This window comes from Nocardioides sp. (assembly GCF_964228225.1).
Classification (GTDB): Bacteria; Actinomycetota; Actinomycetes; order Propionibacteriales; family Nocardioidaceae; genus Nocardioides.
On the sequence record NZ_CAXQZB010000062.1, the window covers coordinates 44,418 to 69,638 of the forward strand.

General features: G+C 74.3%; 22 protein-coding genes. 13 read left to right on the forward strand and 9 right to left on the reverse strand.

Features of this window, described 5'->3' with window-relative positions; translation table 11 throughout:
* The first annotated feature begins 60 nt into the window (after positions 1-60).
* The 6 genes from ACERUJ_RS15895 to ACERUJ_RS15920 all read left to right on the forward strand — a co-directional run bounded on the left by ACERUJ_RS15895 (position 61) and on the right by ACERUJ_RS15920 (position 5,562).
* Complete coding sequence (locus tag ACERUJ_RS15895) at positions 61-1,443, forward strand: NAD-dependent succinate-semialdehyde dehydrogenase (RefSeq protein ID WP_370249759.1); 1,383 nt, start codon at positions 61-63, stop codon at positions 1,441-1,443.
* A 9-nt stretch (positions 1,444-1,452) separates the two neighbouring features.
* Positions 1,453-1,839, forward strand: coding sequence for a hypothetical protein (locus ACERUJ_RS15900; RefSeq protein ID WP_370249760.1), 387 nt, complete (start codon positions 1,453-1,455; stop codon positions 1,837-1,839).
* Positions 1,840-1,930: 91 nt separating this feature from the next.
* A complete protein-coding gene (locus ACERUJ_RS15905; protein WP_370249761.1) occupies positions 1,931-2,983 on the forward strand; it encodes an adenylate/guanylate cyclase domain-containing protein in 1,053 nt (350 codons plus the stop codon).
* Positions 2,984-2,990: 7 nt separating this feature from the next.
* A complete protein-coding gene (locus tag ACERUJ_RS15910) occupies positions 2,991-3,494 on the forward strand; it encodes a hypothetical protein (RefSeq protein ID WP_370249762.1) in 504 nt (167 codons plus the stop codon).
* A gap of 89 nt (positions 3,495-3,583) precedes the next feature.
* Positions 3,584-4,153 (forward strand): hypothetical protein, encoded by a 570-nt coding sequence (locus ACERUJ_RS15915; RefSeq protein ID WP_370249763.1) that lies wholly within the window; start codon positions 3,584-3,586, stop codon positions 4,151-4,153.
* A 92-nt stretch (positions 4,154-4,245) separates the two neighbouring features.
* The gene (locus ACERUJ_RS15920) at positions 4,246-5,562 is read left to right on the forward strand and encodes a hypothetical protein (RefSeq protein WP_370249765.1); all 1,317 of its coding nucleotides are present in this window, start codon (positions 4,246-4,248) and stop codon (positions 5,560-5,562) included.
* Between the two features lie 41 nt (positions 5,563-5,603).
* On the opposite strand, the gene ACERUJ_RS15925 is transcribed toward ACERUJ_RS15920, so the two are convergent.
* Complete coding sequence (locus ACERUJ_RS15925; RefSeq protein WP_370249766.1) at positions 5,604-6,062, reverse strand: MarR family winged helix-turn-helix transcriptional regulator; 459 nt, start codon at positions 6,060-6,062, stop codon at positions 5,604-5,606.
* Positions 6,063-6,196: 134 nt separating this feature from the next.
* Here ACERUJ_RS15925 and ACERUJ_RS15930 point away from each other — a divergent pair, with 134 nt between their 5' ends.
* A complete protein-coding gene (locus ACERUJ_RS15930; protein ID WP_370249768.1) occupies positions 6,197-6,532 on the forward strand; it encodes a rhodanese-like domain-containing protein in 336 nt (111 codons plus the stop codon).
* A gap of 61 nt (positions 6,533-6,593) precedes the next feature.
* On the opposite strand, the gene ppc is transcribed toward ACERUJ_RS15930, so the two are convergent.
* Positions 6,594-9,398 (reverse strand): phosphoenolpyruvate carboxylase, encoded by a 2,805-nt coding sequence (gene ppc, locus ACERUJ_RS15935; protein WP_370249769.1) that lies wholly within the window; start codon positions 9,396-9,398, stop codon positions 6,594-6,596.
* Positions 9,399-9,538: 140 nt separating this feature from the next.
* The gene (locus ACERUJ_RS15940; RefSeq protein ID WP_370249770.1) at positions 9,539-10,303 is read right to left on the reverse strand and encodes a hypothetical protein; all 765 of its coding nucleotides are present in this window, start codon (positions 10,301-10,303) and stop codon (positions 9,539-9,541) included.
* Between the two features lie 50 nt (positions 10,304-10,353).
* Here ACERUJ_RS15940 and ACERUJ_RS15945 point away from each other — a divergent pair, with 50 nt between their 5' ends.
* On the forward strand, positions 10,354-10,965 hold the full coding sequence (locus tag ACERUJ_RS15945) for a TetR/AcrR family transcriptional regulator (RefSeq protein WP_370249771.1): 612 nt from the start codon (positions 10,354-10,356) through the stop codon (positions 10,963-10,965).
* A gap of 22 nt (positions 10,966-10,987) precedes the next feature.
* Here ACERUJ_RS15945 and ACERUJ_RS15950 read toward each other — a convergent pair whose 3' ends face one another.
* From ACERUJ_RS15950 to ACERUJ_RS15960, 3 genes are read right to left on the reverse strand one after another with little or no spacing between them, the layout of a single operon-like run.
* Positions 10,988-12,073 (reverse strand): lipase family alpha/beta hydrolase, encoded by a 1,086-nt coding sequence (locus ACERUJ_RS15950; protein ID WP_370249772.1) that lies wholly within the window; start codon positions 12,071-12,073, stop codon positions 10,988-10,990.
* Positions 12,070-12,963, reverse strand: a complete 894-nt coding sequence (locus ACERUJ_RS15955; protein WP_370249774.1) for an SDR family oxidoreductase — start codon at positions 12,961-12,963, stop codon at positions 12,070-12,072. Before ACERUJ_RS15955 ends, ACERUJ_RS15950 begins: the two co-directional genes overlap by 4 nt.
* Positions 12,960-14,435 carry a flavin-containing monooxygenase gene (locus ACERUJ_RS15960; protein ID WP_370249775.1) on the reverse strand — a complete coding sequence of 492 codons (1,476 nt, stop codon included), beginning with the start codon at positions 14,433-14,435 and terminating at the stop codon, positions 12,960-12,962. Before ACERUJ_RS15960 ends, ACERUJ_RS15955 begins: the two co-directional genes overlap by 4 nt.
* An 80-nt stretch (positions 14,436-14,515) precedes the next feature.
* Between ACERUJ_RS15960 and ACERUJ_RS15965 the strand changes: the two genes are divergently transcribed.
* The gene (locus ACERUJ_RS15965) at positions 14,516-15,130 is read left to right on the forward strand and encodes a TetR/AcrR family transcriptional regulator (protein WP_370249777.1); all 615 of its coding nucleotides are present in this window, start codon (positions 14,516-14,518) and stop codon (positions 15,128-15,130) included.
* A 211-nt stretch (positions 15,131-15,341) separates the two neighbouring features.
* Here ACERUJ_RS15965 and ACERUJ_RS15970 read toward each other — a convergent pair whose 3' ends face one another.
* Positions 15,342-16,541, reverse strand: coding sequence for a DUF222 domain-containing protein (locus ACERUJ_RS15970; RefSeq protein WP_370249779.1), 1,200 nt, complete (start codon positions 16,539-16,541; stop codon positions 15,342-15,344).
* 125 nt (positions 16,542-16,666) lie between these two features.
* A complete protein-coding gene (locus ACERUJ_RS15975; protein WP_370249781.1) occupies positions 16,667-17,482 on the reverse strand; it encodes a hypothetical protein in 816 nt (271 codons plus the stop codon).
* A 185-nt stretch (positions 17,483-17,667) separates the two neighbouring features.
* Here ACERUJ_RS15975 and ACERUJ_RS15980 point away from each other — a divergent pair, with 185 nt between their 5' ends.
* The 4 genes from ACERUJ_RS15980 to ACERUJ_RS15995 all read left to right on the forward strand — a co-directional run bounded on the left by ACERUJ_RS15980 (position 17,668) and on the right by ACERUJ_RS15995 (position 22,582).
* Positions 17,668-19,794: an MMPL family transporter gene (locus ACERUJ_RS15980; protein ID WP_370249782.1), complete on the forward strand. Its 2,127-nt coding sequence runs from the start codon at positions 17,668-17,670 to the stop codon at positions 19,792-19,794.
* A 54-nt stretch (positions 19,795-19,848) separates the two neighbouring features.
* Positions 19,849-21,087 carry a sensor histidine kinase gene (locus tag ACERUJ_RS15985; protein ID WP_370249783.1) on the forward strand — a complete coding sequence of 413 codons (1,239 nt, stop codon included), beginning with the start codon at positions 19,849-19,851 and terminating at the stop codon, positions 21,085-21,087.
* Positions 21,084-21,776, forward strand: a complete 693-nt coding sequence (locus ACERUJ_RS15990) for a response regulator (RefSeq protein ID WP_370249784.1) — start codon at positions 21,084-21,086, stop codon at positions 21,774-21,776. The genes ACERUJ_RS15985 and ACERUJ_RS15990 overlap by 4 nt, the downstream gene beginning before the upstream one ends.
* Before the next feature lie 116 nt (positions 21,777-21,892).
* Positions 21,893-22,582, forward strand: coding sequence for a response regulator (locus ACERUJ_RS15995; protein WP_370249785.1), 690 nt, complete (start codon positions 21,893-21,895; stop codon positions 22,580-22,582).
* 95 nt (positions 22,583-22,677) lie between these two features.
* Here the strand turns inward: ACERUJ_RS15995 and ACERUJ_RS16000 are convergent, their stop codons facing one another.
* Positions 22,678-25,029, reverse strand: coding sequence for a hypothetical protein (locus ACERUJ_RS16000; protein ID WP_370249818.1), 2,352 nt, complete (start codon positions 25,027-25,029; stop codon positions 22,678-22,680).
* Positions 25,030-25,221: the final 192 nt, after the last annotated feature.

The window sequence follows — 25,221 nt, forward strand, 5'->3', positions numbered from 1 at the left end:
ACGGTTTGCTCGGCCAACCGAGGAAACCGTCGCTCACCCCGCACCCCGAAGGACCACCTGATGACCAGCACCATCCGGGTCGAGGACCCCGCCACGCTCGAGCTCGTGGGGGAGGTGCCCGACCACACCGTCGCCGAGGGCCTGGCGGCGGTGGAGCGGGCGGCGGCAGCCTTCCCGGCCTGGGCGGCGACGTCGCCGCGGGCGCGTTCGGAGGTGCTGCGGCGCGCGTTCGAGCTGATGCTCGAGCGGCGCGAGGAGCTGGCCGAGCTGATCGCGCGCGAGAACGGCAAGTCGCTCTCCGACGCCGCCGGTGAGGTCGTGTACGCCGCGGAGTTCTTCCGCTGGTTCTCCGAGGAGGCGGTGCGCACCGGCGGCGACTACGGCTCCTCCCCCGCGGGCGGCACGCGGACCGTCGTGCACCACCGCCCGGTCGGGGTGGCCGCGCTCGTCACGCCGTGGAACTTCCCGGCCGCGATGGCCACGCGCAAGATCGGGCCGGCGCTCGCGGCGGGCTGCACCGCGGTGCTCAAGCCGGCCGCCGAGACGCCGCTGACCGCCCTCGCGGTCGCGGAGATCCTGCGCGAGGCCGGACTGCCCGAGGGCGCGTTGGAGGTCGTCACCACCACCGACGCCGCCGGCGTGGTCTCGGCATGGCTGGCCGACTCGCGGGTGCGCAAGGTGTCCTTCACCGGGTCGACCAACGTGGGCCGCACGCTGCTGCGCCAGGCCGCCGACCGGGTGCTCACCACCTCGATGGAGCTGGGCGGCAACGCGCCGTTCATCGTGACCGCCGACGCCGACCTCGACGCCGCCCTGGCCGGGGTGATGGTCGCCAAGTTCCGCAACGCCGGCCAGGCCTGCACCGCCGCCAACCGTCTCCACCTCCACGCCGACATCGCCGAGGAGTTCACCGCACGGCTCACCGCCGAGGTCGAGAAGCTCACCGTGGGGGCCGCCCGCGACGGCGCCGCCATCGGGCCGATGATCAGCGCGGCCGCGGTGAAGCGCATCACCCGCGTCGTCGACGACGCCGTCGCCGCCGGCGCCCGGATCGCCGGCCGCGCGGCGCTGCCCGACCTGCCGGGCCACTTCTACGCCCCCACCGTGGTGACCGACGTGCCCGCCGACGCGGTGCTCGTCACCGAGGAGGTCTTCGGCCCGGTCGCGCCGGTGCGCACCTGGACCGACGAGGCCGCGATGCTCGCCGAGGTCAACGCCAGCGAGTACGGCCTGGCCGCCTACGTCTACGCCGGCGACCTGCAGCAGGGCATGCGGATCGCCGAACGGCTCGACGCCGGCATGGTCGGCATCAACCGCGGTCTGGTGTCCGACCCCGCCGCCCCCTTCGGCGGTGTGAAGCAGAGCGGGCTGGGGCGCGAGGGCGCCCGCGAGGGCCTGCTGGAGTACACCGAGACCCAGTACTTCTCGATCGACTGGAGCTGAGGAGCACCCGTGGACACCCAGGAACTGCGACTCGGGGACGCGCGCGAGGAGGGGCTCGGTCCCGACGGCGCGCGGTTCTGGACCCTCGCCGCGCCGGGTGAGCCCGGCACCTCGGCCCGCACCGCCGGCCTGCAGCTGGTGGAGCGGCTGCGCCGCGTCGTCGGCACCGACCTGCACGGCGACGCCGGCCTGTTCCTCGGCTTCGACGACCTCACGTGGGCGGCCACCGGCCCGACCCTGCTGGTGGACGACGACGTCGTGGAGGCCGACGCCCGTGCCGAGCGCGCGGCGGACGACCGCGAGCGGGTGGCCTACCGGGTGCGGGTGCACACCGTCGACGGCCCGATCGACCTGTTCCGCGGCGTCGCCGTGACGCTGCACCCGCGCCGCGCCTGAGTCGCCGCGGCTGAGGTCGCCCGCGCGGGCCCGCGGCAGGGGACGACGCCTCCGGGCGCCGAGCACTAGGGTCGCGCCCGAGGAGGTCCCTATGCCCGAGGAACCCGCAGCCGACCAGTCGCACGAGGACGGCGCGTTCGAGCCGTCGGCACTGGCGGAGGCGGTGGAGGCGCTGCTGCTCGGAGGACCCCGCACGCTCAGCACCCGACAGCTCGCCGACGCCGCCGGGATGGACCTCGAGGCCGGGCAGCGGCTGTGGCGCTCGATGGGCTTCGCCGTGGTGGAGGACGAGGACGAGGTCGCGCTCACCGCTCAGGACCTGCACGCGATGGTGCGGGTCAAGGGGGCGATGGAGCGCGGGGTGATCGCCCCCGACGAGGTGGTGGGGATGGCCCGCCTCGCGGGGCAGGTCTTCGCCCAGCTGGCCGAGACGGAGGGGGCGGCGATGTACCTGCACGCCCTCGACCGCGCCGGCGACTCCGACGTCCCGACGGCGCTGGCGGAGGTCGCTGAGGAGGTGATCCCGCTGCTGGAGGAGGTGCACTCCTACGTCTGGCGGCGCCAGCTCGCCGCGTACGCCGCCCGGCGCGCGGCGGCCGCCGGCCCGGGGCCGGCCGTGCCGGGCGCACCGACGCCGGTGGACGAGGTCGCCAGTGTCGCCTTCGCCGACATCTCGGGCTTCACGAGCCTGTCCCGTGACCTCACGGAGCAGCAGCTGGCCGATCTGTTGGAGGCCTTCGAGACCGTGGCGGTGGAGGCCGTGGGGGCACACCAGGGTCGGGTCGTGAAGCTGATCGGCGACGCCGTCCTGTTCGTCGCCGCCGAACCGGGGCAGGCGCTGGCGATCGCCGACGAGCTGCTGGCCAGCTGGCCCGCCCACCGGCCGCCGCTGCGGATCGGGATCGCCACCGGCCCGGTGCTGCGCCGGCTCGGCGACGTGTTCGGACCGACGGTCAACCTCGCCAGTCGGCTCACCTCCCTGGCGCGACCGCGCGAGGTGCGGGTCGACGCCACCACCCGCGCCCTCACCGCACCCGCGCGCGACTACGACGAGCAGCCGCCCACCGACGTCCGCGGCTACCCCGCGCTGGCCTCCTGGGCCCTGCGTCCCCCGGCGGCGGCCGTCGGACGGGACCGGGCATGATCGGTCCATGCTGCTCGGAGCGGCCGCCTGGACCGGGCGGAGTCTGTCGGTCCTGCTGGGTCTGCTGTGCATCCTGGTGCCGGAGCACGGCGCGGAGCGGCCGCTGAGCTGGTGCGGGATCGGCCTCGGCGCCTTCTTCATCGGCGTCGCCGCGCTGTCCTGGCCCCGCACCGAGCGGATCGGGGCGGTGCTCGCCCTCGGCGGCCTGTGGGCGGCGCTCACCGGCTTCGCCCTGATCGCCTTCCTCGACCCCCAGGCGGTGATCGCCGACAGCCGGCTCGGCTCAGGTCGACGCGAGATCGGCTCGGAGACCGGGGCCTACGTCTGGGGCACGATCATGCTGCTGCTGGGCAACGCCCCCCTGGTGTTCTGGCTGCTCCTGCGCCGGGTGGACCGGCGGCCCGATCCCACCGCGACGCTGCTGACCGAGCTCGGTCACCGGGGCGGCCGGGCCCGCGACCGGCGGCCGACAAGGAGTCGCCGACGCCGACGCGGCGGCCGTCGTCCCTGATCCACCGGGGCCGACCGCGCGACTCCCGGCGACGGAGCCCTCACCCCGAGGAGGGGTTGGCCGCACGCGACCCGGGGCAGCGTGGCGCCATGCGTCCTCGTCCCGCCGCGGGCTCCCTCGTCCCGACGGTCCTGCTCACCCTGGTGCTCCCCCTCACGGTGACCCTGGCCGCGGTGCTGGTCCTGCTCGCCCCACCGGCCGAGGCCCAGGGCGGCTCGGTGCGCTACGTGCGGGGCGACGCGATCGCCCGGCTCGACAACGTGGCGCTGAAGGTGGTCAACGGCGGGCGGGCCGTCACCTGGACCACCACCGTGCGCGACCTGGGTCGGCGCGGACTGTTCGAGTTCGTCTACTACGCCGGCCGGGACGAGAAGGATTCCTCGACCGTCCTCAACCTCAAGGTGCGCCGCACGGGGGCCGGCCTCGCCACGAAGATCGTGATCTTCCAGGACGGCGACGGCGCGCAGTACCCGTGCGACGGCGTCAGCGCGCGCTGGGACCGGCGCCGCAGCACCGTGTCGGCCACGATGCCGCAGCGCTGCTTCCTCGGCGACCCGCCCGACGGGGGCCGGTTCGCGGTGTTCTCGCGCGACAAGGTGCGCGGGGAGTTCGTGGGCGACAACGTCGCCCCCGCGTCCCTCTCACTGCGCCGGGGCTGATCCCGCCCGCCCCTCTGGACGCCGCCGACGTCGTGGGGTGGGATGGGGCGACCCCGCCGGTTCCGCGCGCGGGACCACCGAAGGACTCCCCGATGTCGTTGCGGCCCCTGCTCCTCCCCCCGACCACCGCCCTGGCGCTGTGCACCGTCCTCGCGGGGACCGTCGTTCCGGCGGGCGCGGTCGACGCCGACCGGGCGGTCACCTGCCAGGGGAAGCGGGCCACCATCGTCGGCACCGGCCGCCCGATCGTCGGCACCCCGGGCCCCGACGTCGTGATCACCGGCGGCGCCCGCCGCGTCGAGACCGGCGACGGCGCCGACCTGGTGTGCGTCACCGGCGCCGCGGCCACCGTCACGCTGACGACCGGCGCCGGTCCGGACCGCGTGGAGGTCGCGGCCGGCGCGACCCCGCGGGTGACGGCACGACTCGGCTCCGGCGACGACACCTACCGCGGCGGCGCGGGCGTCGACCGGGTTTTCGGCGACGACGAGCGCGTCGACGGCGCCGGGCGCGGACTCGACCGCGGCACCGACCGGATCACGACCGGGGCGGGCGCCGACGTCGTGACGATCGGCGGTCGCGTGGCCACCCGCGACGTCGTCGACCTCGGCCCCGACGCCGACGTCCTCGTGCTCGCCGGCACGCGCACCGCCCCCGAGGCGGACCTGCGCGGGGGCGCCGGTGCGGACCGGGTGACCCTGCCCGCCGGCCTCGGCGCCGCGGCGGTCACCGTCAGCAACCGCGGGCTCTCGACGCCCGCGGGAGTGCGCACCGGCGGGATGGAGGAGTTCACCGCCACCCGGGCGCCCGCAGCGGCGGAGGGCCTGGCCGTCACCTTCCTGGGGGGCGCCGCCGGCGAGCGGGTGGACCTGCCCGCGCTGGCCGGCGCTGCGGCCGCAGGTGGGGACGACGTCGTGGTCCTCGACCCGCGCTCCGACGCCACCGTGCGCGGTGGCGCGGGCACCGACCTGCTCGAGCTGCTCACCCCGGACGCGGTCGAGGCCACCCTGGCCGACGGCTCGGTGCTCACCTACGACGCCACCGAGGACACCCTGCGCCAGGCCTACGACGTCCGCGAGATCGAGCGGTACCGCCTCGGCGGCGCAGCCGTCGGGGTGACCGGCAGCGACGACGCCGACGTCGTGGTGGCGCAGAGCTGCTTCGTGACCGTCGACGGCCGCGGCGGTCCCGACGTGCTCGCTGTGGGCGCGCCGACCGACGGCGAGCTGTGCTTCACCTCCCGCATCGCCCTGCGCGGCGGCGAGGGCGACGACGTGCTGGTGGGCGGGGACACGAACGACACCCTGATCGGCGAGGGTGGCACCGACACCGCCGACGGCCGGGAGGGCTCGGACAGCTGCGACGCCGAGACGGAGACCGCCTGCGAGCTGGAGCCGACCCTCCCCTGACCCGAGGGTCCGCGTCGCGTCGGCCCGTCCCGGGGAGGGCGTCAGGCCCGCGGTGACGGGTCGGCTGCGCCGTCGACGACCCGACCGAGGGCGTCGCGGATCGTGGTGAGCTCGGCGTCGTCGAGGTCGCCGGCGAACAGGCCCCTGATCAGCCCGCGGTACACGGGTGCGGCGCCGACGAAGGCGGCGCGGCCGGCGGGGGTCAGCACGGCGAAGGCGGAGCGCCGGTCCTGCGCGTTGGTCTCCCGCGCGACCAGACCCGCCCCGGCCAGCTCGTCCACCACCCGGCTCACGCGGGTCCGGCTGAGGACCACCCGGTCGGCGAGCTGCGTCATCGTCAGTCGACCCTCCGGGGCCGCGTCGAGCTCGAGCAGCACGTCGAACCAGCGCAGCGGCAGGCCGGTCTGCGCCTGAAGCTCGCGATCCATCCGCGGCACCAGCAGGGCGTGGGCCCGCAGCACCGATCCCCAGGCGTCGCCCGCCAGCTTCGTCCTCGACACACCGCCAGCCTAGTGCGTGCGCGCGCACGCGAGTGACCCGGATCACCACGGACTGGGAACAATTGCGTGCGCGCGCACCTTATGGTGCTGTCATTCCGTGCTCACGCACATGAACCGATCCGAAGGAGACCACCATGACCGTCACCATCACCCGCGACGAGCTCCGCGACGCCCTGGCCGCCGGGACCGTCGTGCTGCTCGACACCCTGCCCGCCGGCTACTACGAGCAGGCCCACCTGCCGGGGGCGCTCAACCTCGTGGAGTCCGACGTCGCCCGGCGCGCCGCCGAGCTGGTGCCCGACCTCGCCACCCCGGTGGTGACCTACTGCTCCAACGCCGCCTGCGGCAACAGCAAGGCCGTGGCGGCGCTGCTGGAGCGCGCGGGCTACACCGACGTCCGCACGTACCGCGACGGCATCCAGGACTGGGTGGAGGCCGGGCTGCCCGTGGAGACCGGCGTCCCCGCCTGAGCGGCCGCACGACCGGTCGGCGGGCCGCCCGGCAGGCGGCTCGTCGACCGGCGCGCCGGCGTCAGCCGGTGTTGCGCAGCCCGGCGGCGATGCCGTTGATGGTGAGCAGCATGGCCCGGGCGACGTCCTCGGGCACCTCCCCCTGCTCGGCCGCGGCGCGCGAGCGACGCAGCAGCGAGACCTGCAGCGCATGCAGGGGGGCGAGGTAGGAGTCGCGCAGGGCGAGGGTGCGTCGCAGCACCGGCGAGCCCACGAGCAGGTCCTCGTGGCCGGTGAGGTCGCGCATCCGCTCCACCGTGCGGGCGTGCTCGGCACGGACGGTGTCGAAGACGTGGTGGTGGGCGGGGTCCACCAGCGCCTGCACGTAGTGCTCCGCGATGGTGAGGTCGGTCTTGGCCAGCGTCATCGAGACGTTGGACAGGAACGTCCGGAAGAACGGCCAGGAGCGGTACATCTCGCGCAGCACGGCGTCGTGGCCGGCGTCCTGGGCCGCGGCCAGGCCCGAGCCCACGCCGAACCAGCCGGGCAGGATGATCCGCGCCTGGGTCCACCCGAAGACCCACGGGATCGCGCGCAGGTCGGCGATGCCGCCCGCGCCGCCGGGGCGCTTGGCCGGCCGCGAGCCGAGGTTGAGCTGCCCGAACTCGCTCACCGGCGTGGCGGCGAGGAAGAACGGCACGAGGGAGTCCTGCGCCATCAGCCCGCGGTAGGCCGACTGGCCGGCGTCGGCGACGGCGTCCATCGCGACGTTCCAGCCCTCCAGCAGTTCGGGCGGCAGCAGCGAGGTGCGGTGCAGGGTGGCGGCCTCGACCACCGCGGCGAGCGCGCTCTCGAGGTTGAGCCGCCCGAGCCCGGGCAGCGCGTACTTGTCGGAGATGACCTCGCCCTGCTCGGTGATCTTGATCGGACCCACCAGCGAGCCGTTGGGCTGGCTCAGGATCGCCTCGGCCGTGGGGCCGCCGCCCCGACCGACCGACCCGCCGCGGCCGTGGAAGAGACGCAGCCGCACGCCGTGGCGACGTGCGACGTCGCGCAGCGCGCGCTGGGCGCGGTGGATCTGCCACTGCGAGGAGGCGATCCCGGCGTCCTTGCAGGAGTCGGAGTAGCCCAGCATGATCTCCTGCACGTCCCCGCGCGCGGCGACGACGCGGCGGTACCCGGCGTCGGAGAGCAGGGCGTCGAGCAGGGGGCCGGCCGCGGAGAGCTCGGCGACGGTCTCGAAGAGCGGGGCGAACCCGATCCGGGCCGTGGCGGGCTGCGTCGGGGAGCCGACGTCGACCAGCCCGGCCTCGCGGGCCAGCACGACCACCGCCAGCAGGTCGTCGATGTCGTGGGTCATCGAGACGAGGTAGGTCTCGATCGCGCGGTCGCCGAAGGTGTCCAGTCCGCGCGCGATCGCCGCCATGAGCGACAGCGACGCCGCGGCGGCCGGACCGGCCTCTGCGCCGCGCGGTCCGGCGAGCGGACGGCGCGAGCCGAGCTCGCGCGAGAGCAGCGCGATGCGCTCGGGCCGGGTGAGGGTGGCGTAGGGGACGTCGAGCTCGCCGGTGCGGTCCACCAGCTCGGCGACCGCGTCGTGGTGCTTGGCGGAGTGCTCGCGGACGTCGAGGGTGGCCAGGCCCGCCCCGAGGGCGACGGCCGTGCGCAGCGCCCGTAGCAGCGCACCGTCGGCCTGCAACGGCTGGCCGTGGGCGAGCATCGAGTCGCGCACGAGCGTGAGGTCGGCGATCAGCTCCTCGACGTCGGCGTAGTCGCGGCCGGGCTCGTGGGGCAGGTCGTGCACCAACCGGTCGCGGGTGCGCTGCAGGCGCACGCGCACGAAGCTGAGCTTGCAGCGGTAGGGCTCCTCGGCGTTGAGGCGCCGGATGTTGCTCCACGTGGTGGGCAGGGCGGCGGCGTCGCGCTCGAGGCTGGCGCGCAGGTCGTCGGACACCGCGATCACCCGGGTGGTCTGGGTCATCTCGGTGAGCAGGTCGGCGATGTGCGCCTCCAGCTCCTTCAGCCCGGCCAGGTACTGCAGCGCGAGCACGCGCAGGGTGACCTCGGGGGTGACGTTGGGGTTGCCGTCGCGGTCGCCGCCGGCCCAGGTGCCGAACCGCAGCGGCCGCGCGGTCGCCGGCAGGGCGACGCCGATGCGCTCCAGCTGCTGGTGCAGCTCGTCGAGCAGGTCGGGCACGACCTCGTCGGCCAGCGAGCGCAGGTAGTAGACCGCCGTGCGGGCCTCGTCGATCGGCTCGGGGTGGGCGATCCGCAGCTCGTCGGTCTGCCAGAGCAGGTCCACCAGCTCGGCGAGGCGACGCTCGCGCGCGGGCCCGGCCGGCTCCTGCGCGACGTCGGTGATGCGGCGCAGCAGGCGCAGCACCGTGCGGCGCGAGGACTCGGTGGGGTGGGCGGTGAACACCGGGCGGTACTCCACCCCGGCCAGGATCGCGTCGAGGTCGGCGCGCGTGAGGCTGCCCTCGGCGAGCGCCGCCCCGAGGCGATCGGCCAGCGCCTCGAGCGGCCCCTGCTCGGCGGCGGACAGCTCGCGCCACCGGTGCAGCTGCTCGGTCGCGTTCACCAGCTGGAAGTAGCCGGTGAAGGCCCGGGCCAGGACCACCGCGGTCGCGGGGTCGACGCCGTCGAGCAGCTGCGACAGCTCGGTGTCCCCGCCCGCGCCGTGGGCGCGCGCCAGGCCGCGCACCTGCTCCACCAGGGCCAGCAGCTCGGGGCCCTCGTGGCGGGCGATGGACTCCCCGAGCAGGGTGCTGAGCCGGCGCACCGAGGTACGCAGGGCGAGGTGCTGCTCGTCCGAGCTCACCCCGCCGCTGAACACCGCCGGGTCGGGCTCGCGACTCTCGGAGGCGAGCAGCTGGTCGGTGTCCATGGGGCATCTCCTCGGCAGGCGCGAGCCTCCACGATCCCGGATGCGCGAGTCGGGCGTCGAATCGCTCCGCTACCGGCCGGTTAACCATCGCCGCGCGCCGACCGCGGCGGCCCTCGGGCACGACGGCCCCGTCCGTGCCGTCAGCGCAGCGGTGCGAACCTCGCCGCGAAGGCGAACCCGGTGGTGCGGTGGACCTGCGCCGCCCGACCGGCCGGCACGGCGCGCGCCTCGGCGCGCCAGGTGCGGGCCAGCAGCCGGGCGAAGTCGCCGCGCGGACGGCGGGCGGTGACGGCGGCCACGAACGCCGGATCGACCTGTTCCAACCGCTTCCCGAGCACGTCCACCAGCGCGCCTGCGGCCACGAGGTAGGGCAGCGGGTGGGTGGCCGGGTCGAGGTCGGCGGTGGCATGCCGGGCGACGGCGTCGCCGAGCAGCCGCGCGGTCGCGGCGTCGGCCCCCGCGTCGAGCGCGACCTGCTCGGCGAGCTCGCCGCCACGCACGGCGAAGCAGTGCCCGGCCACCGGCTGCTCCAGGGCGACGTCGTGCAGGAGCGAGGCGCACCAGAGCAGCTCGGGGTCGGGCCGGACGCCGTCGAGGGTGCCGAGCGCGTGGGCGTAGGCGACGGTGCGGTAGCCGTGGGCCAGCATCGTGGCGGACTGGTGACGGGCGGCCGCCTCCTCCACCGCCCGGCACAGGGCGGAGTCGGGCAGGTCCATGACCGCGAGGTCGGCGGTGGCCGAGCGGGCACCGCCCCGGACGGCGAGGAGCATCCGGGAGCGCGCGTAGACGCGGGTGTCGCGCAGGACGCCGCGGCGCAGGGCGCGGCGCTCGGACGCGCTCAGCGTGCCGCGCGTGCGGCGGCCCCAGTCGAGCGAGCCGACGTCAAGTGCATGAGATTCCTCCATAAACGTGATGGTATCTCACGTATGAACGACATGGCCTAGTCTCTGTTCCGATGAGCACCGAGTCCACCGCCCGCCGCACGCCGCGGCAGGACCGCGCACGCGAGCGCGTCGAACGCATCCTCGATGCGGCGATGGGACTGCTGCGCGAGCACGGCCTCACCGGCTTCACGATGTCGGCGGTGGCCGAGCGTTCGGAGATGTCGCTCGGCTCCCTCTACCGCTACTTCGCCGACCGCGAGGCGCTGATCGGAGCGCTCGCCGAGCGCTACTTCGAGGTCCTCCACGAGCAGCTCGCCGCCGGGCTCACCGGTCTGCGCACCCGCGAGCAGGCCCGTGACGCCCTGCGCGAGGTGCTCACCGGCTACTACGCGGCCTTCCGCGACGACGCCGCCCTCGCCGCCCTGTGGACCGGATCGCTCACCGATCAACGCCTGCTCGCCCTCAACGCCGCCGACTCCCACCGCAACGGCGCACTGCTGGCCGACCGGCTCGGGCCGTTCTCCACCCTCGACGACGCCACCCTGCTGCGCCGCTGCACCCTGGCCAGTCACCTCACCCTGGCCACGGTCTGCTTCGCGCTGACGATGGAGGCGAGCGAGGGCGAGGCCCACGTGGCGGAGTTCGGCAGCTGGGCCGACGAGCTCCTGCTCGCCGACCGCTGAGCCACTCCGTCGCGCCGCGACGTCAGCGGGCGAACACGTACGCCGGCAGCGGCGCCTCCGCGGCCGCTCGGGGGGTGGTGGCGAGTGCTCGGGCGATCTGGCCGGGCGCCCCCGCCGCCCCGGCCGCGGCCTCGAGCGAGTCGATGCGCGGGTCCAGCAGCTGCCCGCACACGCCCCGGTCCAGCCGCGCGGGGTCGACCGGCCCCCGGTGGGTGACGGCGTCGAGCAGCAGCGCCAGCGCGACGGCGTCGGTGGTGCCGTTGGTGAGGTGGTCGGCGATCCGTGCGGGGCACACGTCCTGCACCGCGACCCGCCGGTAGGAGGTGCCGGGCGCCGGGCGGAGCACCGTGTCGCGCGGCATGACCGCCCCGTCGGTGCGGCTGTAGATCACCGAGTAGTCGATGCCGGCGAAGGTCTCGCGCCGGGAGTTGAGGGCGGTGAGGAACCGCGACCCGGCGAACTGCTGCCACAGTCCCTGGGGACAGCGGGCGGCGAGGCACGCCAGTCCGCCGAGCGGTCCGATCGCCCCGTCGGGGGTCCCGAGGGTGATCCCCCGGTTGTCCGGCGCCACGCCCACCATGTCGGCGACCATCGCCCGGACGTCGGGCCAGAACCGCAGCGCGAACCGGGGCCGCATCCCGCCCTGGCTGTGCCCGACGATCGCGATCGGGCGCCCGCCCGAGCGGCGGAACGTGTGGCGGATGGCGTGCACGTCGTACTCGCCCGCCACGGTGAGGTCGCCGAGGCTGTTCTGCGGCGGCGTCACGCCGCACCACGGGATACCGGCGCGCGAGAGCACCCGGCCCCAGCTCCAGCGGAACTGCGTGGCCACCGTGAAGGCGGTGCCCGGCACGATCAGGACGGCCTGTCGCCCCCGCGTGAAGTCGCCGTGACAGCGCACCGAACGACGCAGCTGCGCGGGCGAGGGCCGCAGGGCGGGTCCGGGGCGGTCGACCGGCGCGAAGCGGGGGTCGCCGGTGGGGGCGGCGCGCTCGACGACGGGCGCCGGGGGCACGGGGGTGGACCCCTGCGCCGGGGCGAGTGCGCCGAGAGCAGCGGCAAGCCCCAGCAGCGGGACGAGCAGTGCGGCGGGGACCGGGTGGTTCACACCCGCGCGTCCGAGGCCAGGATCCGGTCGAGGTAGCGCTGGCGCACCGTCGGGTCGACGCCGGTGATCGCGGCGTCGTCGCGCAGGAGTCGCCGGCCGATCCGCATCATGCCCTCGGGCACGAGGGTGCTGAGCACCTGCATCGCGCCGACGTACCCGGGCACGGCGATCTCGGCGGCCCGGCTGCGCACCGAACCGACGATGGCGGCGGCGACGTCCTCGGGGTCGCAGTCGGGGAGCACGCCGTAGTCGATGCCCGAGGACAGCTCGGTGCGCACGGCACTGGGCAGCACGGCGCTGACGCTCACGCCGTGCCGCTCGACCTCGAGCCGGGTGGCGGCGGTGAGGCCGACGGCGGCGAACTTGCTGGCGTTGTAGACCGCGAGGCCCTGCAGCGGGAACTTGCCGGCCAGCGAGCACACGTTGACGACGTGGCCGCGCTCGCGCTCGATCATCCCCGGCAGCGCGGCGCGCATGCCGTGGATGACGCCGTAGACGTTGACGTCCATCGTGAGCCGGTCGACGTCGTCGCGCTGGTCGAGGAAGGGCCCGTTGGGCATGACGCCGGCGTTGTTGACCAGCACGTCGAGCGGGCGGCCGTGGTGCTGCTCGGCCGCGGCGAGGAAGGCGTCGACGCTGGCGCGGTCGGTGACGTCGAGCGCGTGGCCGGAGGCCTGCGGGCCGAGCTCGGCGGCCGCGGCCGCCGCCCGGTCGGCGTCGAGGTCGCCGAGGGCCACCCGCGCGCCGCGGGCCGCGAACGCCGTCGCGGTCTGCAGGCCGATGCCACGGGCCGCGCCGGTGACCGCCACCAGGGCGCCGTCGAGGTCGATGCGGCCGTAGCGGCTGCCCGTGAGGGGCAGGGCGAGGGGCAAACGGGGCAGCAGCGTCATGCGGGGATCTCCTCGGGGAGTCGGGTGGTGAGGGTGTAGTCGGCGGGGTCGAAGGTGCTCACCCGGCGCATGAGCGCGCCGGTGGACCAGGGCCAGTTGAAGCTGTTGCGGCCGTTGACGTCGCGGTAGTAGCTGGCGCAGCCGCCGGTGTTGTAGACGGTGCCGGCGAGCGCGGCCTGGACATCGTCGACGTAGCGCTGCTGCACGGGCGGGCGCACGTCCAGCACGCCGTCGTGGCGCCGGGCGTGACCCACGGCGGCGACGATGAGCGCCACCTGGGCCTCGAGGATCGCGAAGGCCGAGGAGTGACCGGTGCCCAGGCTCGGCCCGAGCACGAGGAAGGCGTTGGGGAAGCCGGCCACGGCGGTGCCGAGGTAGGCCTCGGGCGAGCCCTGCCAGACCTCGGCCAGCGAGCGGCCGGCCGCGCCGCGGATGAGGTCGGCCACCGGCATGTCGAGGATGTGGAAGCCGGTGCCCAGGATGATCGTGTCGACCTCGGCGCGGGTGCCGTCGGCACCGACGACGGTCGATCCCTCGATGCGCGCCACCGCGGTGCCGTGCACCTCGACGTTGGGGCGGGTGAGGGAGGGCAGGTAGGAGTTGGAGAACAGGATCCGCTTGCAGCCGATCGTGTAGTCGGGGGTGAGGGTGGCCCGCAGCCGCGGGTCGCGCACCGTCAGCCGCAGGTGGGCGCGGCCGACGGCCTGCACGGCGTCGAGCACCGGGTGCGGGTGGCGGAACCCGACCCCCAGGGCCTCCATGAGGCCGTACTCCGCCAGCTTCAGGGCGCGCTGGGCGCCCGGGACACGCCGCATGACCCACCGCTCGAGGCCCGGCACGGCGTGGTCGGGCTTGGGCAGCACCCACTGGGCGGTGCGCTGGAACAGGTGCAGCGCCTCGACGCGGGGCTGGATCTGCCGCACGAACTGCACCGCGGAGGCTCCGGTGCCGATGACGGCCACGCGCGCGCCGTCGAGGTCGTGGTCGTGGTTCCAGCGGGCGGAGTGGAACACCTCGCCCGGGAACTCGCTCAGGCCGGGCAGGTCGGGCACCGCCGGCTCGTTCCACGGGCCCGCGCAGCCGATGAGGAAGCGGGCGGTGATCTCCCCGGCGGTGGTGGCCAGGCGCCAGTGGCCGGCGGCGTCGTCCCAGTCGGCGCCGAGCATCTCGACCCCGAAGCGGGCGTGCTGCTCGAGGTCGTGGTCGCGGGCGACCCGCTCGACGTAGGCGAGGATCTCGGGCTGCCCGGCGAACAGGCGCGACCAGTCGGGGTTGGGTGCGAAGGAGAAGGAGTACAGCGCCGACGGCACGTCGCAGGCGCAGCCGGGATAGGTGTTGGCGCGCCAGGTGCCGCCCCACGTGTCGGCCTTCTCCAGGATCACCAGATCGGTGACTCCGGCCTTGCGCAGCTGCACCGCGGCCGCGATGCCGGACACCCCGGCACCCACGATCACGACCTCGTGATGGCTCATCGCTCCTCCAGATCGAATTCAAATTCAGAAACCGTTGGTATCTGGATGCTGACGGTAGCCGGAGCAGTAGCCTGCTGTCCATGGCCCGGCTCACGCGCAAGGAGACCCAGGAGCTCACGCGCGCCCGGCTCATCGACACCGCCAAGGTCCTGTTCCTCGCCGAGGGCTACAACGCCACCTCGCTCGGTCAGGTGGCCGACGCCGCCGGCTACACCAAGGGCGCGGTGTACTCGAACTTCGCCGACAAGCAGGAGCTCGGCCTCGCGGTGCTCGACGTCGTCCTGACCGAGCGGGTCGAGGCGCTGCTCACCGAGATCGCGCCCGCCGAGTCCGACGAGCAGGTGCTGGCCGCGTTCACCCGCTGGGCCGAGCAGCACATCGGCGACGTCGGCTGGACGGCGCTGGAGGTCGAGTTCGCCATCAGCACCCGGCACCAGGAGGACGTCCGGCTGCGGCTGGCCGAGCGACGTCGCGGCATCACGCTGCTGCTGGCCGAGCTGCTGCGCGACCGCTCCGAGGCACTGGGCCTGGCCCTCGACGGCACCCCCGAGGACGTCGCAACCCACCTGCTCGCCCTCGGCATCGGTCTGGGCGTGCAGCGCGCCTTCGACCCCGACCTCCCGATCGACGTGCTGGTCGACCACCTCGCCCAACTCTCCGGGGGCGGCGCTCCCTCGGGTGCGCGCGTCTCGTGACGCTCGCTTGCGCTCGCTCCTCGACGACCGGTGGCGGGCACGGTCGTCGAGGAAGCGCAGCGTCGCGAGGGACCGCGTCGGGACGGGCCGGTCTGCCAGGTGCGCGCGTCTCGTGACGCTCGCTGGCGCTCGCTCCTCGACGACCGGTGGCGGGCACGGTCGTCGAGGAGGCGCCCCGGCGCCGTCACGAGACGCAGCGAGGTCGGCGCGGTCAGTCGTCGGGTGGGTCGGTGCCCCGGTCCCGATGTCGTGCTCGATGGTGCCTCGGACATCGTGGCTTGCCGGTGAGGTCGGTGCCTCCGCCAGATTCCCAGGGTGGGTCGTGGTCGATCTCGCAGTGACTGGCCGGCACGTCGCAGCCGGGCTCGACGCAGCTGCGGTGCATCGTCGCGATCGCCATCCGCTGCGCCCTGGTGTGGAAGCGGCGGGTGCGTCCCCAGTCCAGGACCATGCCGGTGCCGTCGAGCACGGCGGGGATGATCCCGGCCCTCGCAGCGAGCCGGCGGGCAGCGGTCGCGGAGATCCTCTCCCCGGTGTCCAGCAGTCCGGCCTGCTCCAGCTGGGCGGTCAGGTTCTCGATCGTCATCGTCACGACGACCGTGGCGCCGCAGCCCGCGCGGTCGGGGAGGTCCGTGTGATCGATGCGCTCGAGCAGGTCGCAGAACGCCTGCCCCCACCGCGCCGGAGTCTTGATGGTCGGGTCGTAGGAACCAGCACCCTCCGCCGCCCGCTTCGCCTTCGGGGCCCCGATCGCGACCAACATCTTGCGCAGCATCGCGCCGTGCAGCACGGGGACCCGGAACCAGCCCTCCATCGTGCCGTCGTCGTGCTCGACCATCGAGAACCGGACCCGTTGCGCCGCCCGGGCCTCCTGCCGCTCCAAGGCGGCGGACTCCCGGGCATCCGCCGCCACCGGATCCAGGACCTCCCAGATACGCCGCCCCAGCACCCGCAGATCCTTCGCGTGATGCGACGCGGCCTTCTCCAACAGATACGCCGAAGCCTGCTCACGGTCCTCCTCCGGCACCTCGGCCACCGCATCGACGATCACCTTCGCCTGCGCAGCGTTGATGCCGGCGCTCGCGCGCGCCGACGCGACGTCAGGCCGGCCCTCCAGCGCCACCGCCTCCCGCACCGCAGCCCGCCCCTGCGCGACCGTCGTGCGCGTCGCCCGGGCGTGCCACACCGCGACGGTCTCGGCCCCCGACTCCTGATGCGCCCCGAGCTCCTCGGCCTGCACGAGCAGCCGCGCCTTCAGTGCCGCCGCCCGCGCCTCGATCCGCGCGAGCTCCAGCAACGCCTCCCGCGTGTCCTCCGCCCCGGTCGACCACACCGGCGCCGCCAGGGCATGGGCCAGCGCGTCGTCGGCGACCCGCGCCCACTCCCGCACCCCACCCGCACCCATCTGCATGTGACCACTCAACACGAGGGCACCGACAATCCCGAGCAAGGACGGAGGACCCTGTGGACGACCTCCGATCTCCGACGACGGTGGAGGTCAGCGGGACGCCGCAGTCCGCGCCCCGACGGCTGGGCTCACCGTCCGCCCGCGGGCGGACGACGCCGACCGCGCGGCCACAACCGCTCGTCGTCGGAGGTGAACTCCCGCCATCCGGTGATCCTCAGCTCCAGGATGCGACGACGCTCGGCGTCGTCGACGTCGTCGAGCTCCTCCCAGTAGCCCAGGGGCATCTCGGACACCCGCTGCCGGTCCGCCTCGTCCAACCTCACCAGGCGCCGCTGGATCAGGATGTCGAGGACCTCGTCCCGGGTGGCGTGGTACCGCGCGCGCAGCGCCCCGCTGCGCGGTCCGCGACGGGGCGGCCGGCGCACCGAGACGCGTCGCCGCGGCGAGGAGACGACGACGAGGAGGACGGGGAGGGCGAGCAGCCCGCCGATCGCCGCGTAGATCCACAACCCGTCGGACTCGTCCAACCTGGCGCGACCGACCACGACGGAGGCCGCGCTCGCGAGGACAGCCACCACGCTCGTCACGACCAGCTCGGGATCCCGTCGCCGGTGTCCCGCCCACCACAGCCGCAGGACGCCGACCTGGGTCGCCCAGGTGATCAGGAAGGCGATCCGGGCGACGTCGCGCCACCCGCTGTCCAACCCCGGCCCGGAAGCGACGACGAGGAGCCCGACCACGGGAGCACCGACCGTGAGGATCACGCCGACGAGCAAGGAGGAGAACCCCGCGGCCACCATCAGCCGGTACTCCAGGGTGGGCTTCTCGGCCTCCATCGGCGCCCGAGCCAGCACCTGCGCCTCGATCTCGCCCCACCGCACCGGCTCCCGCAGGTCCACCCGCCGGGCCCACTCCAGGACCGGGGTCTCGACGTCCGGCGTCATCACCTCTCCCGTCGACGAGTGGCACAGGTCGGCACGCCGGGATCGTACGCACGCCACGTGACGCGGGAGGCGACGCCCACGACCCACGGACTACATCCCCGGGCGTACTCCGGCTGCGTGGGCGCTCCCACATCACCTCCCCGGGACGACGCGCCGACCCCACCGCGACGGACATCGTCGGAGCCATGGACACCACCGACACCACCACCCGGCCGCACGGCCCGCTCCAGCGGCTGCTGCGGGTGCTGCACGACTCCCCACGGCGCGCCCTCGTGGCCGTCCTGTTCGTCATCGTCGCCGCCGGCGCGATCGGCGGTCCCGTCGCCGGCGCGCTGGACTCCTCCGGCGGGTTCGCCCCGCCCGACGCCGACTCCGCCCGGGCCTACGAGCGCCTGGAGGACGCCACCGGCCGCCAGTCCTCGCCCGGCCTCGTGCTGCTGGTCGACGGCACCGACGCCGCCCGCCTCGACATCGTCGCCGACCGCCTGGCCGCGGTGCCCGGCGTCGTCGAGGCGACCCTGGGCGGATCGGCGCCTGACGGCTCCAGCTCGCTGGTGCTCGGCACGATCGCGGCCGGGGTCGACGACGAGGCCGTGGCCGAGGAGACCCTCGACGCCTTCGCCGACGACGCCGACGTCACGGTCGGCGGCGGGTCCGTGATCGGCTTCCAGATCGGCTCCCAGGTGGGTGAGGACCTCGCCCGGGCGGAGACGCTGGCGTTCCCGGTCCTGGCGCTGCTCGCGCTGCTCGTCTTCGGCGGCCGGGCGAGCCTGCTGCCACTGGCGGTCGGCGTCGCCACCGTGCTCGGCACCTTCCTCGCCCTGACCGGGGTCAACCAGGTGTACGGCCTGAGCATCTTCGCCCTCAACCTCGTGATCGGCCTCGGCCTCGGCCTGGCCATCGACTACACCCTGTTCCTGCTCACCCGCTACCGCGAGGAGCTGCAGCGGCAGGGCCCGACCTTCGCCGCACTCGCCACCACGATGAGCACCGCGGGGCGCACCGTGGCCTTCTCCGCCGCCACCGTCGCGGTCGCGCTCATCACCCTGACGGTCTTCCCGATGGGCTTCCTGACGTCGATGGGCATCGCCGGCGCCACGGTCGCGGTGGTCGCCGCCCTCGCCTCCCTGCTCATCACCCCGCTGCTGCTGAGCATCTGGGGCGCGAAGGTCGCCCGTCGCCGCGACGACGCCGGCGCCGCGGGCCGCTGGCACCGGCTGGCCCACGCCGTGATGCGCCGCCCCGGCACGATCGCCGCCGCCACCGCCGCGGTCATGGTGCTACTGGCCCTGCCCGCGCTGCGCGTCGAGTGGTCGCCGGTGGACGCCTCGGTCGTGCCGCGCGACCAGAGCAGCCGGATCGTCGCCGACACCCTCACCGGCTCCTACGGAGGCACCGGCAGCACGCCGGTCACGATCGCGCTGGACGGCACGGCCCGGCAGGCCGACGACCTGGCCCGCACGGCGTCGGCCCTGCCCGGGGTGGTGAGCCCGGCCGAGCCCCGGGAGGTCGCCGCCGGCGTGTGGCAGCTGGATCTGAGCGTGACCGGCGACCCGGCCAGAGACGCCGCCCGCGACGTGGTCGCACAGGTGCGCGACGTCGTCGCTGCGACCGACGTCGACGCGCTCGTGACCGGCCCGGCCGCGGAGTTCATCGACCAGCAGCAGGCCATCGCCGACGGGCTGCCGCTCGCGATCGCCCTGCTGGTGCTGCTCACCCTGCTCGTGCTGTGGCTGATGACCGGCTCGGTGGTGCTGCCGGTGAAGGCGGTGGTCATGAACGTGCTCACCGTGGGGGTCTCGCTCGGGGCGCTCACCTGGGTCTACCAGGACGGCCGGTTCACCGACCTGCTCGGCTACACGCCCAACGGCGGCATCGAGCCCACCGACTTCCTGGTGGCGGCCGCCCTCGTGTTCGCCCTCTCCACCGACTACGGCGTGTTCCTGCTCGGTCGGATCAAGGAGGCGCGGGAGAGCGGGCTGAGCGAGCGCGAGGCCGTGGCCACCGGCCTGGGCCGCACCGGCAGCGTCGTCACCGCCGCCGCGATCCTGCTGGCGGTCGCGATCGGCGCCTTCAGCACCAGCGAGATCTCCTTCATCCAGCAGATCGGCATCGCCACCGCGGTCGGCGTGCTCGTGGACGCCTTCATCGTCCGCTCGCTCCTGGTGCCCTCCCTGATGGGCCTGATGGGCAAGTGGAACTGGTGGGCCCCGATGTGGCTGCGCCGCGTCCACGACAAGGTCGGACTGCGTGAGGACGCGGCCCCGGCGCAGGTCGTCGTCGCCCCCGCCGGCGAGCCCGTCGCGTCGTAGAGATACATCCCCAGGACGACGCCGGACCGGGTCGCCCGTCGCTACCGTCGACGGGTGATCCGGTCCTCGTCGTCGCGCCCCGGGCGCGACCTGCTCCTCGACGTCGCGGCGTTCGCGGTGTGCGTGGCCGCGATGCTGATCGAGCTCGGCCGCTCGCCGAAGTCCGACCCGACGGCGGCCGCCCCGGTGGCGATCGTCCTCATCGCCCTGCCGGCGCTGCTCCGTCGCCGCTTCCCGATCGCCGCGTTCGGGGCATCGCTGGCGCTGATCTTCGCGCTGGTGACCCTGGCCTGCGTCTACAACACGGTGGGGCTGGCAGCGGTGCTGTGCGGCTACACCCTCGCCGAGAGGTTCGGGCGCACCGCCGCCCTGGCCGGGGCGGCGGTGGGCATCCCGGTGGTGCTCTCGATCCTGCAGATCTTCAGCCCCCACGGCCTGTTCACGATGGAGACGCTGCGCAACATGGCGCTGGTGGTCGTGCCGCTCGCCCTCGGCGTCGCCGCCCACGAGCGCCGGGCTGCCACCGCCGCGCTGCTGGCCCGCGCCGAGGCCGCCGAGCACGTGCGCGAGGAGGAGACCCGGCGCCGGATCGGGGAGGAGCGGCTGCGCATCGCCCGCGACGTGCACGACGTCGTGGCGCACGCGATGGTCGCCATCAACATCCAGGCCGGCGTCGGCGCCCACCTGCTCGACCGCGATCCCGAGCAGGCCCGCCGCACGCTGCGCGAGATCAAGCAGGTCAGCGGGGAGGCGCTGGGCGACCTGCGCGCGATGCTCGGCCTGCTGCGCCGCGACGACGACGGTGCCCCCGTCGTGCCGACCCTGGGCCTGGCCGAGATCGAGGACCTGCGCGGCAGCCTCGGCGCCGTGGGCGTCGACCTCGCCGTGGAGGTCGACCCCGCCGCGGCGGAGCTGCCCGCCACCGTGGGCGTGGCCGGCTACCGGATCGTGCAGGAGGCCCTCACCAACGTCATCCGCCACGCCGGCCGCACCTGCGCGCAGGTGCGGGTGTCGCTGCACGGCGCCGACGCCGATCGCGTCGTGCGGATCGTGGTGGAGGACGACGGCGGCGAGGGCACCGCCCACCTCGGCGACACCGGGTCGGGCAACGGCCTGCGCGGGATGCGCGAGCGCGCGATCGCGATGGGCGGCTCGTTCGAGGCGGGCCCCCGCGCCGAGGGCGGCTGGCGCGTCACCGCCACGCTGCCGGTCCCGACCCAGGCCGACCTCACGGCCAGCGCCGATCTGCGTCCCGACGTCCTCGACCTGCACCCGACCGGAGGCCTGCCGTGATCCGCGTCCTGCTGGTGGACGACCAGACCCTCGTGCGCGCCGGCTTCCGGGCACTGCTCGACGCCGAGCCCGACATCGAGGTGGTCGGTGAGGCCGTGAACGGCGCCGACGCCGTCGAGATCGCGGCCGCACTGCGCCCCGACGTCGTGCTGATGGACATCCGGATGCCGCGGATGGACGGCCTGGAGGCGACCTCGCGGATCGTGCGCGAGCCGGGTCTGGACGGCGTGCGGGTGCTGGTGCTCACCACCTTCGAGCTCGACGAGTACGTCTTCGGCGCGCTCAAGGCCGGCGCCGCCGGGTTCCTGCTCAAGGACGTCGAGCCCACCGCCCTGGTCGACGCCGTGCGCGTGGTGCACGAGGGCGAGGCGCTGCTCGCGCCCCGCATCACCCGCCGGCTCATCGAGGCCTACCTCGCCGAACCCGCGCCCGGTCCGGCCGCCTCGGAGGCCGCGGCCGCACCGCCCGCGGCCGCCCTCCTCTCCGGCCTCACTCCCCGGGAGCGCGAGGTGCTCACCCTGGTCGGCCGGGGGCTGTCCAACCACGAGATCGCCACCGAGCTGGTGCTCTCCCCGCTCACGGTGAAGACCCACGTCTCCCGCCTGTTCCTCAAGCTCGGCGCCCGCGACCGCGCCCAGCTCGTCGTGCTCGCCTACGAGACCGGGCTGGTGAGCAGCCGGGGGGCGTGAAGGCCGGGATCTCGCCCGGGTCGGCGACGCAACGACGCCACAAGGGTTCGGCAAGGTGTCGACAACGCCCAGGCTAGGGTGAGCCGAGTCGTGTCCCCCATGATGAGGAGCAGACCGTGCCCGACGACATGTTCCGCCGCGGCTACTACCGCGTGGCCATCGTGGAGGACCACGCCCTGCAGCGCGAGCGCACCGAGGAGGTCCTCCACGAGCGTGCCGGCGTGCGGGTCGTGGCGCGGTGCGAGACGCTGCCCCAGTTCCTCGCCTGGGTGCGCACCGCCCCCAGCGCCACCCACCCGCACCTGCTGGTGCTCGACCTCAGCGTCGACCGCGGCCCCGACGTCGACCCGGAGGTCGTCGCCCGGCTCGTGAGGTCGGGGTTGAAGGTCATCGTGCTGTCCGCGATGGCCTCGCCCGCGCTGGTCCGCCGGGTCCTGCGGGCCAACGTCTCCGGGGTGGTCGGCAAGCGCGACTCCGCCGACGACCTCGCCCGTGCCGTGCGCACGGTGCTGATGGGCGGGGAGTGGATGACGGCCGAGATGGCGTCGGTCATCGCCCACGACCCCGCGCGCCCCTCGCTCAGCGACCAGGAGGAGCGGGCCCTGGTGCTCTACGCCTCGGGACTGACGACGGAGGCCGTCGCCGCGCGGATCGGCGTCAAGCGCGACACCGCCAAGAAGTACATCGACGGCGTGAAGCGCAAGTACGCCACGGTGGGCCGGGAGGTCCGCACCAAGACCGACCTCTACCGGGCGGCGATCGCCGACGGCTACCTCGACGCCCCCGGCACCGCCCGCGTGCCCTGACCGGACACACGGGCCCGGTCAGGGCGGAGACGGGCGGGCTCCCGCACGCAGACGCGGGCGGGACGCCGTCCGAGGACGACGTCCCGCCCCCGGTCTCAGGGCTTGCCCGGGCGGGAGGTGCTGCGCGCCGGGTCGGCGCCGGCGGCCACCTCGCGGCCGTCGTTCACACCGCCCTTGTCGGTGTCGTAGTCCACCGGGCTGCTGCGACGCACGCCGTAGCGCTTGGTGGCGGAGCCGCGCACCTCGCGCTTGTCGTCGAGCCCGTCACGGTCGGTGTCGGCCGTGGTGGGGTCGGTGTAGACCTTGCCGATCGTGTAGGTGCGGTCGCCCGAGAGGAACACCTTCTGGTTGATCCGGAAGCCGGCGCGCTCGCGCGCGTCGGTCCAGCCGTCGCCGTCGGTGTCGGCCTTGCAGGGGTTGGTGGAGACCACGCCGATCGGCCGGGTCACCGTGCGGCTGAGGCGCACCTGGTCCTTGATGCGGAACCCGGCCACCTCGACGCCGTCGCCCAGGGTGTCGCCGTCGGTGTCCTTGACGAGCGGGTTCGTCCCGCCGACGCACAGGCCCGGACCGGCGACCTCGTCGCCGTCGCTGATCCCGTCGCCGTCGGTGTCGGCCACGTCCGGGTCGGTCCCGAGCTCGGCCTCCTCGTCGTCGGTGAGGCCGTCGCCGTCGGAGTCACCGGCCTGGATGACCGCCAGACCGGAGTACTGCGAGGTGTAGCCGGAGGCACCGCCCTCGGTCTGGATCCGGATGAAGCCGTCGGTGTGGTCGGTCGCGATGCTGACGCGGCCGGGGGTGAGCACGTCCTCGATCGCACCGAGGTACTCCTCGGCGTTGTCGTCGGCGGTCCAGTAGACGTGCAGGGTCAGCGGCGGGGTGGGCTGGGGGTTGCCCGCGACACCCGGCACGACCGGGGCGACGTCGAAGCTGACCCGGCCGTCGCCGTACTCGGCGTTGCTCGGCCGCCAGGTCTGGATCCGGGAGTTGGCCTGGCCGTTGTTGGCGACGAAGAACCCGATCGAGCCCTCGCTCGCGGCGGCGTCGGTGGTGCCCTGGGTGTTCTGCCCGAAGGTGTTGCCGAAGATCTTGGTGCGGGTCAGGTCCGGCCCGACGATGATCGGCGCCTGCGAGCCCGGGATGCCGTAGCCGTCCACCGAGTTGTCGGTGAAGCTCCACCCGGAATCGGCGCCGGGCGCCTCGGAGGCCATCTCGGCGTAGATCGCCCACCGGTCGTGCGCCACGCCCTCGGCGTCGGTCTGCACGAAGGTGTTCTCGGTGATCAGGTTGCCGCTGTCGCCGCGGTTGGCCTGGCGGGTGAGGAAGATCGTGCTCTGGCTGTTGCCGCGCTGGTCGGTGAAGGTGTTGCCCTTGATGAGGTTGTCGACGTGCTGGGCGTTGCGCATCACCAGGGAGTGCAGCAGCTGGCCGGTGAACCGGTTGTCGAGGATCTGGGTGCCGGCGTGGGTCGCGGAACCCTCCTCCTCCCAGACGTACCCGGTGCCGGTGAAGTCGTTGTCCTCCAGGGTCAGACCGGTGGTGGAGCTGAGGTCCGCGGTGTAGACGACCGACTCGTCGGCGCCGTCGAAGGTCGAGCCGGTGAAGGTCAGCCCCGTGGTGGCGCTGAACGACTGCAGCAGCACGGTGGAGAAGATCCCGGTGCTGGAGAAGGTGGAGTCGACGACGTCGAAGCCGTCCACCGTCGTCTGGTCCATCAGCCCACAGCCGGTGTCCATCCGGATGTCGGAGAAGCCACCGTTGTTGGTGAACGTGCTGTCGCTGACCGTCGTGTCGGTCACCGTCGCACAGTCGTCGACGTACACGCCGAAGAAGAGGCTGTCGAAGGTGACGTCGTCGATCACCGTGCCGTCGGCGCCGTCGGTGAGCCCGATGCCCGTCTCGGCGATGACCGAGTCCGGATCCGAGAGCGTGACGTCGCGCACGGTCGCGTCGGCAGCGCCGATCACGATGTCGCCCTCGCCCGCCCGCAGGTTCGGGATGCGGGTGAGGGTGACGTTCGGGGACACGATCTGGAAGCCGGCGTAGGCGGCGTCGTTCTGCGAGATCAGCGACACGCGGTTGTCGAGGTCGATGGTGACCGGCCGCGCGGCGTCCACGCGGAAGTAGGCGCCGAAGGCGTCGAGGTAGTCCAGCCCGGCGCCACCGGTGCCGGTGTTGATGGGCTCGGTGCTCATCACCGGGCCCGCACCCGGCAGCGTGATCGTGCCGGTCAGCTCGGGCGCGACGGTGATCGTGATGGTGTCGCCCGCCGACGCCGGCAGCGCGTTGGCCTCCTGGATCGCGGCGAGCAGGGTGCACTCGTCGGCGGCCGTGGCACAGGTGCCGTCGATCGTGGCGTCGGCGACGTGGGCCAAGGAGTCCACCGTGAAGGTGGTGACGGCCGCCTGGGCGGCAGTGATCGTCAGGGCCGAGACCGAGGTGGCCATGAGGCTCACCGCGAGGAACCGACCGCCGACCGACCGCCACCTCGGGCGGCGGGAGAGCTGGTGGAGAGTCATTCGTCTGCCTTCTGTCGCGGGCTGGATCGCAGAACGGGCGGGCGCCCGGGAGGTCGCGACGACGGTCCCGGACGCCCGATCTGCGGGCACAGCGTCGCCGCGGGCGGGGCCGCCGCCGAG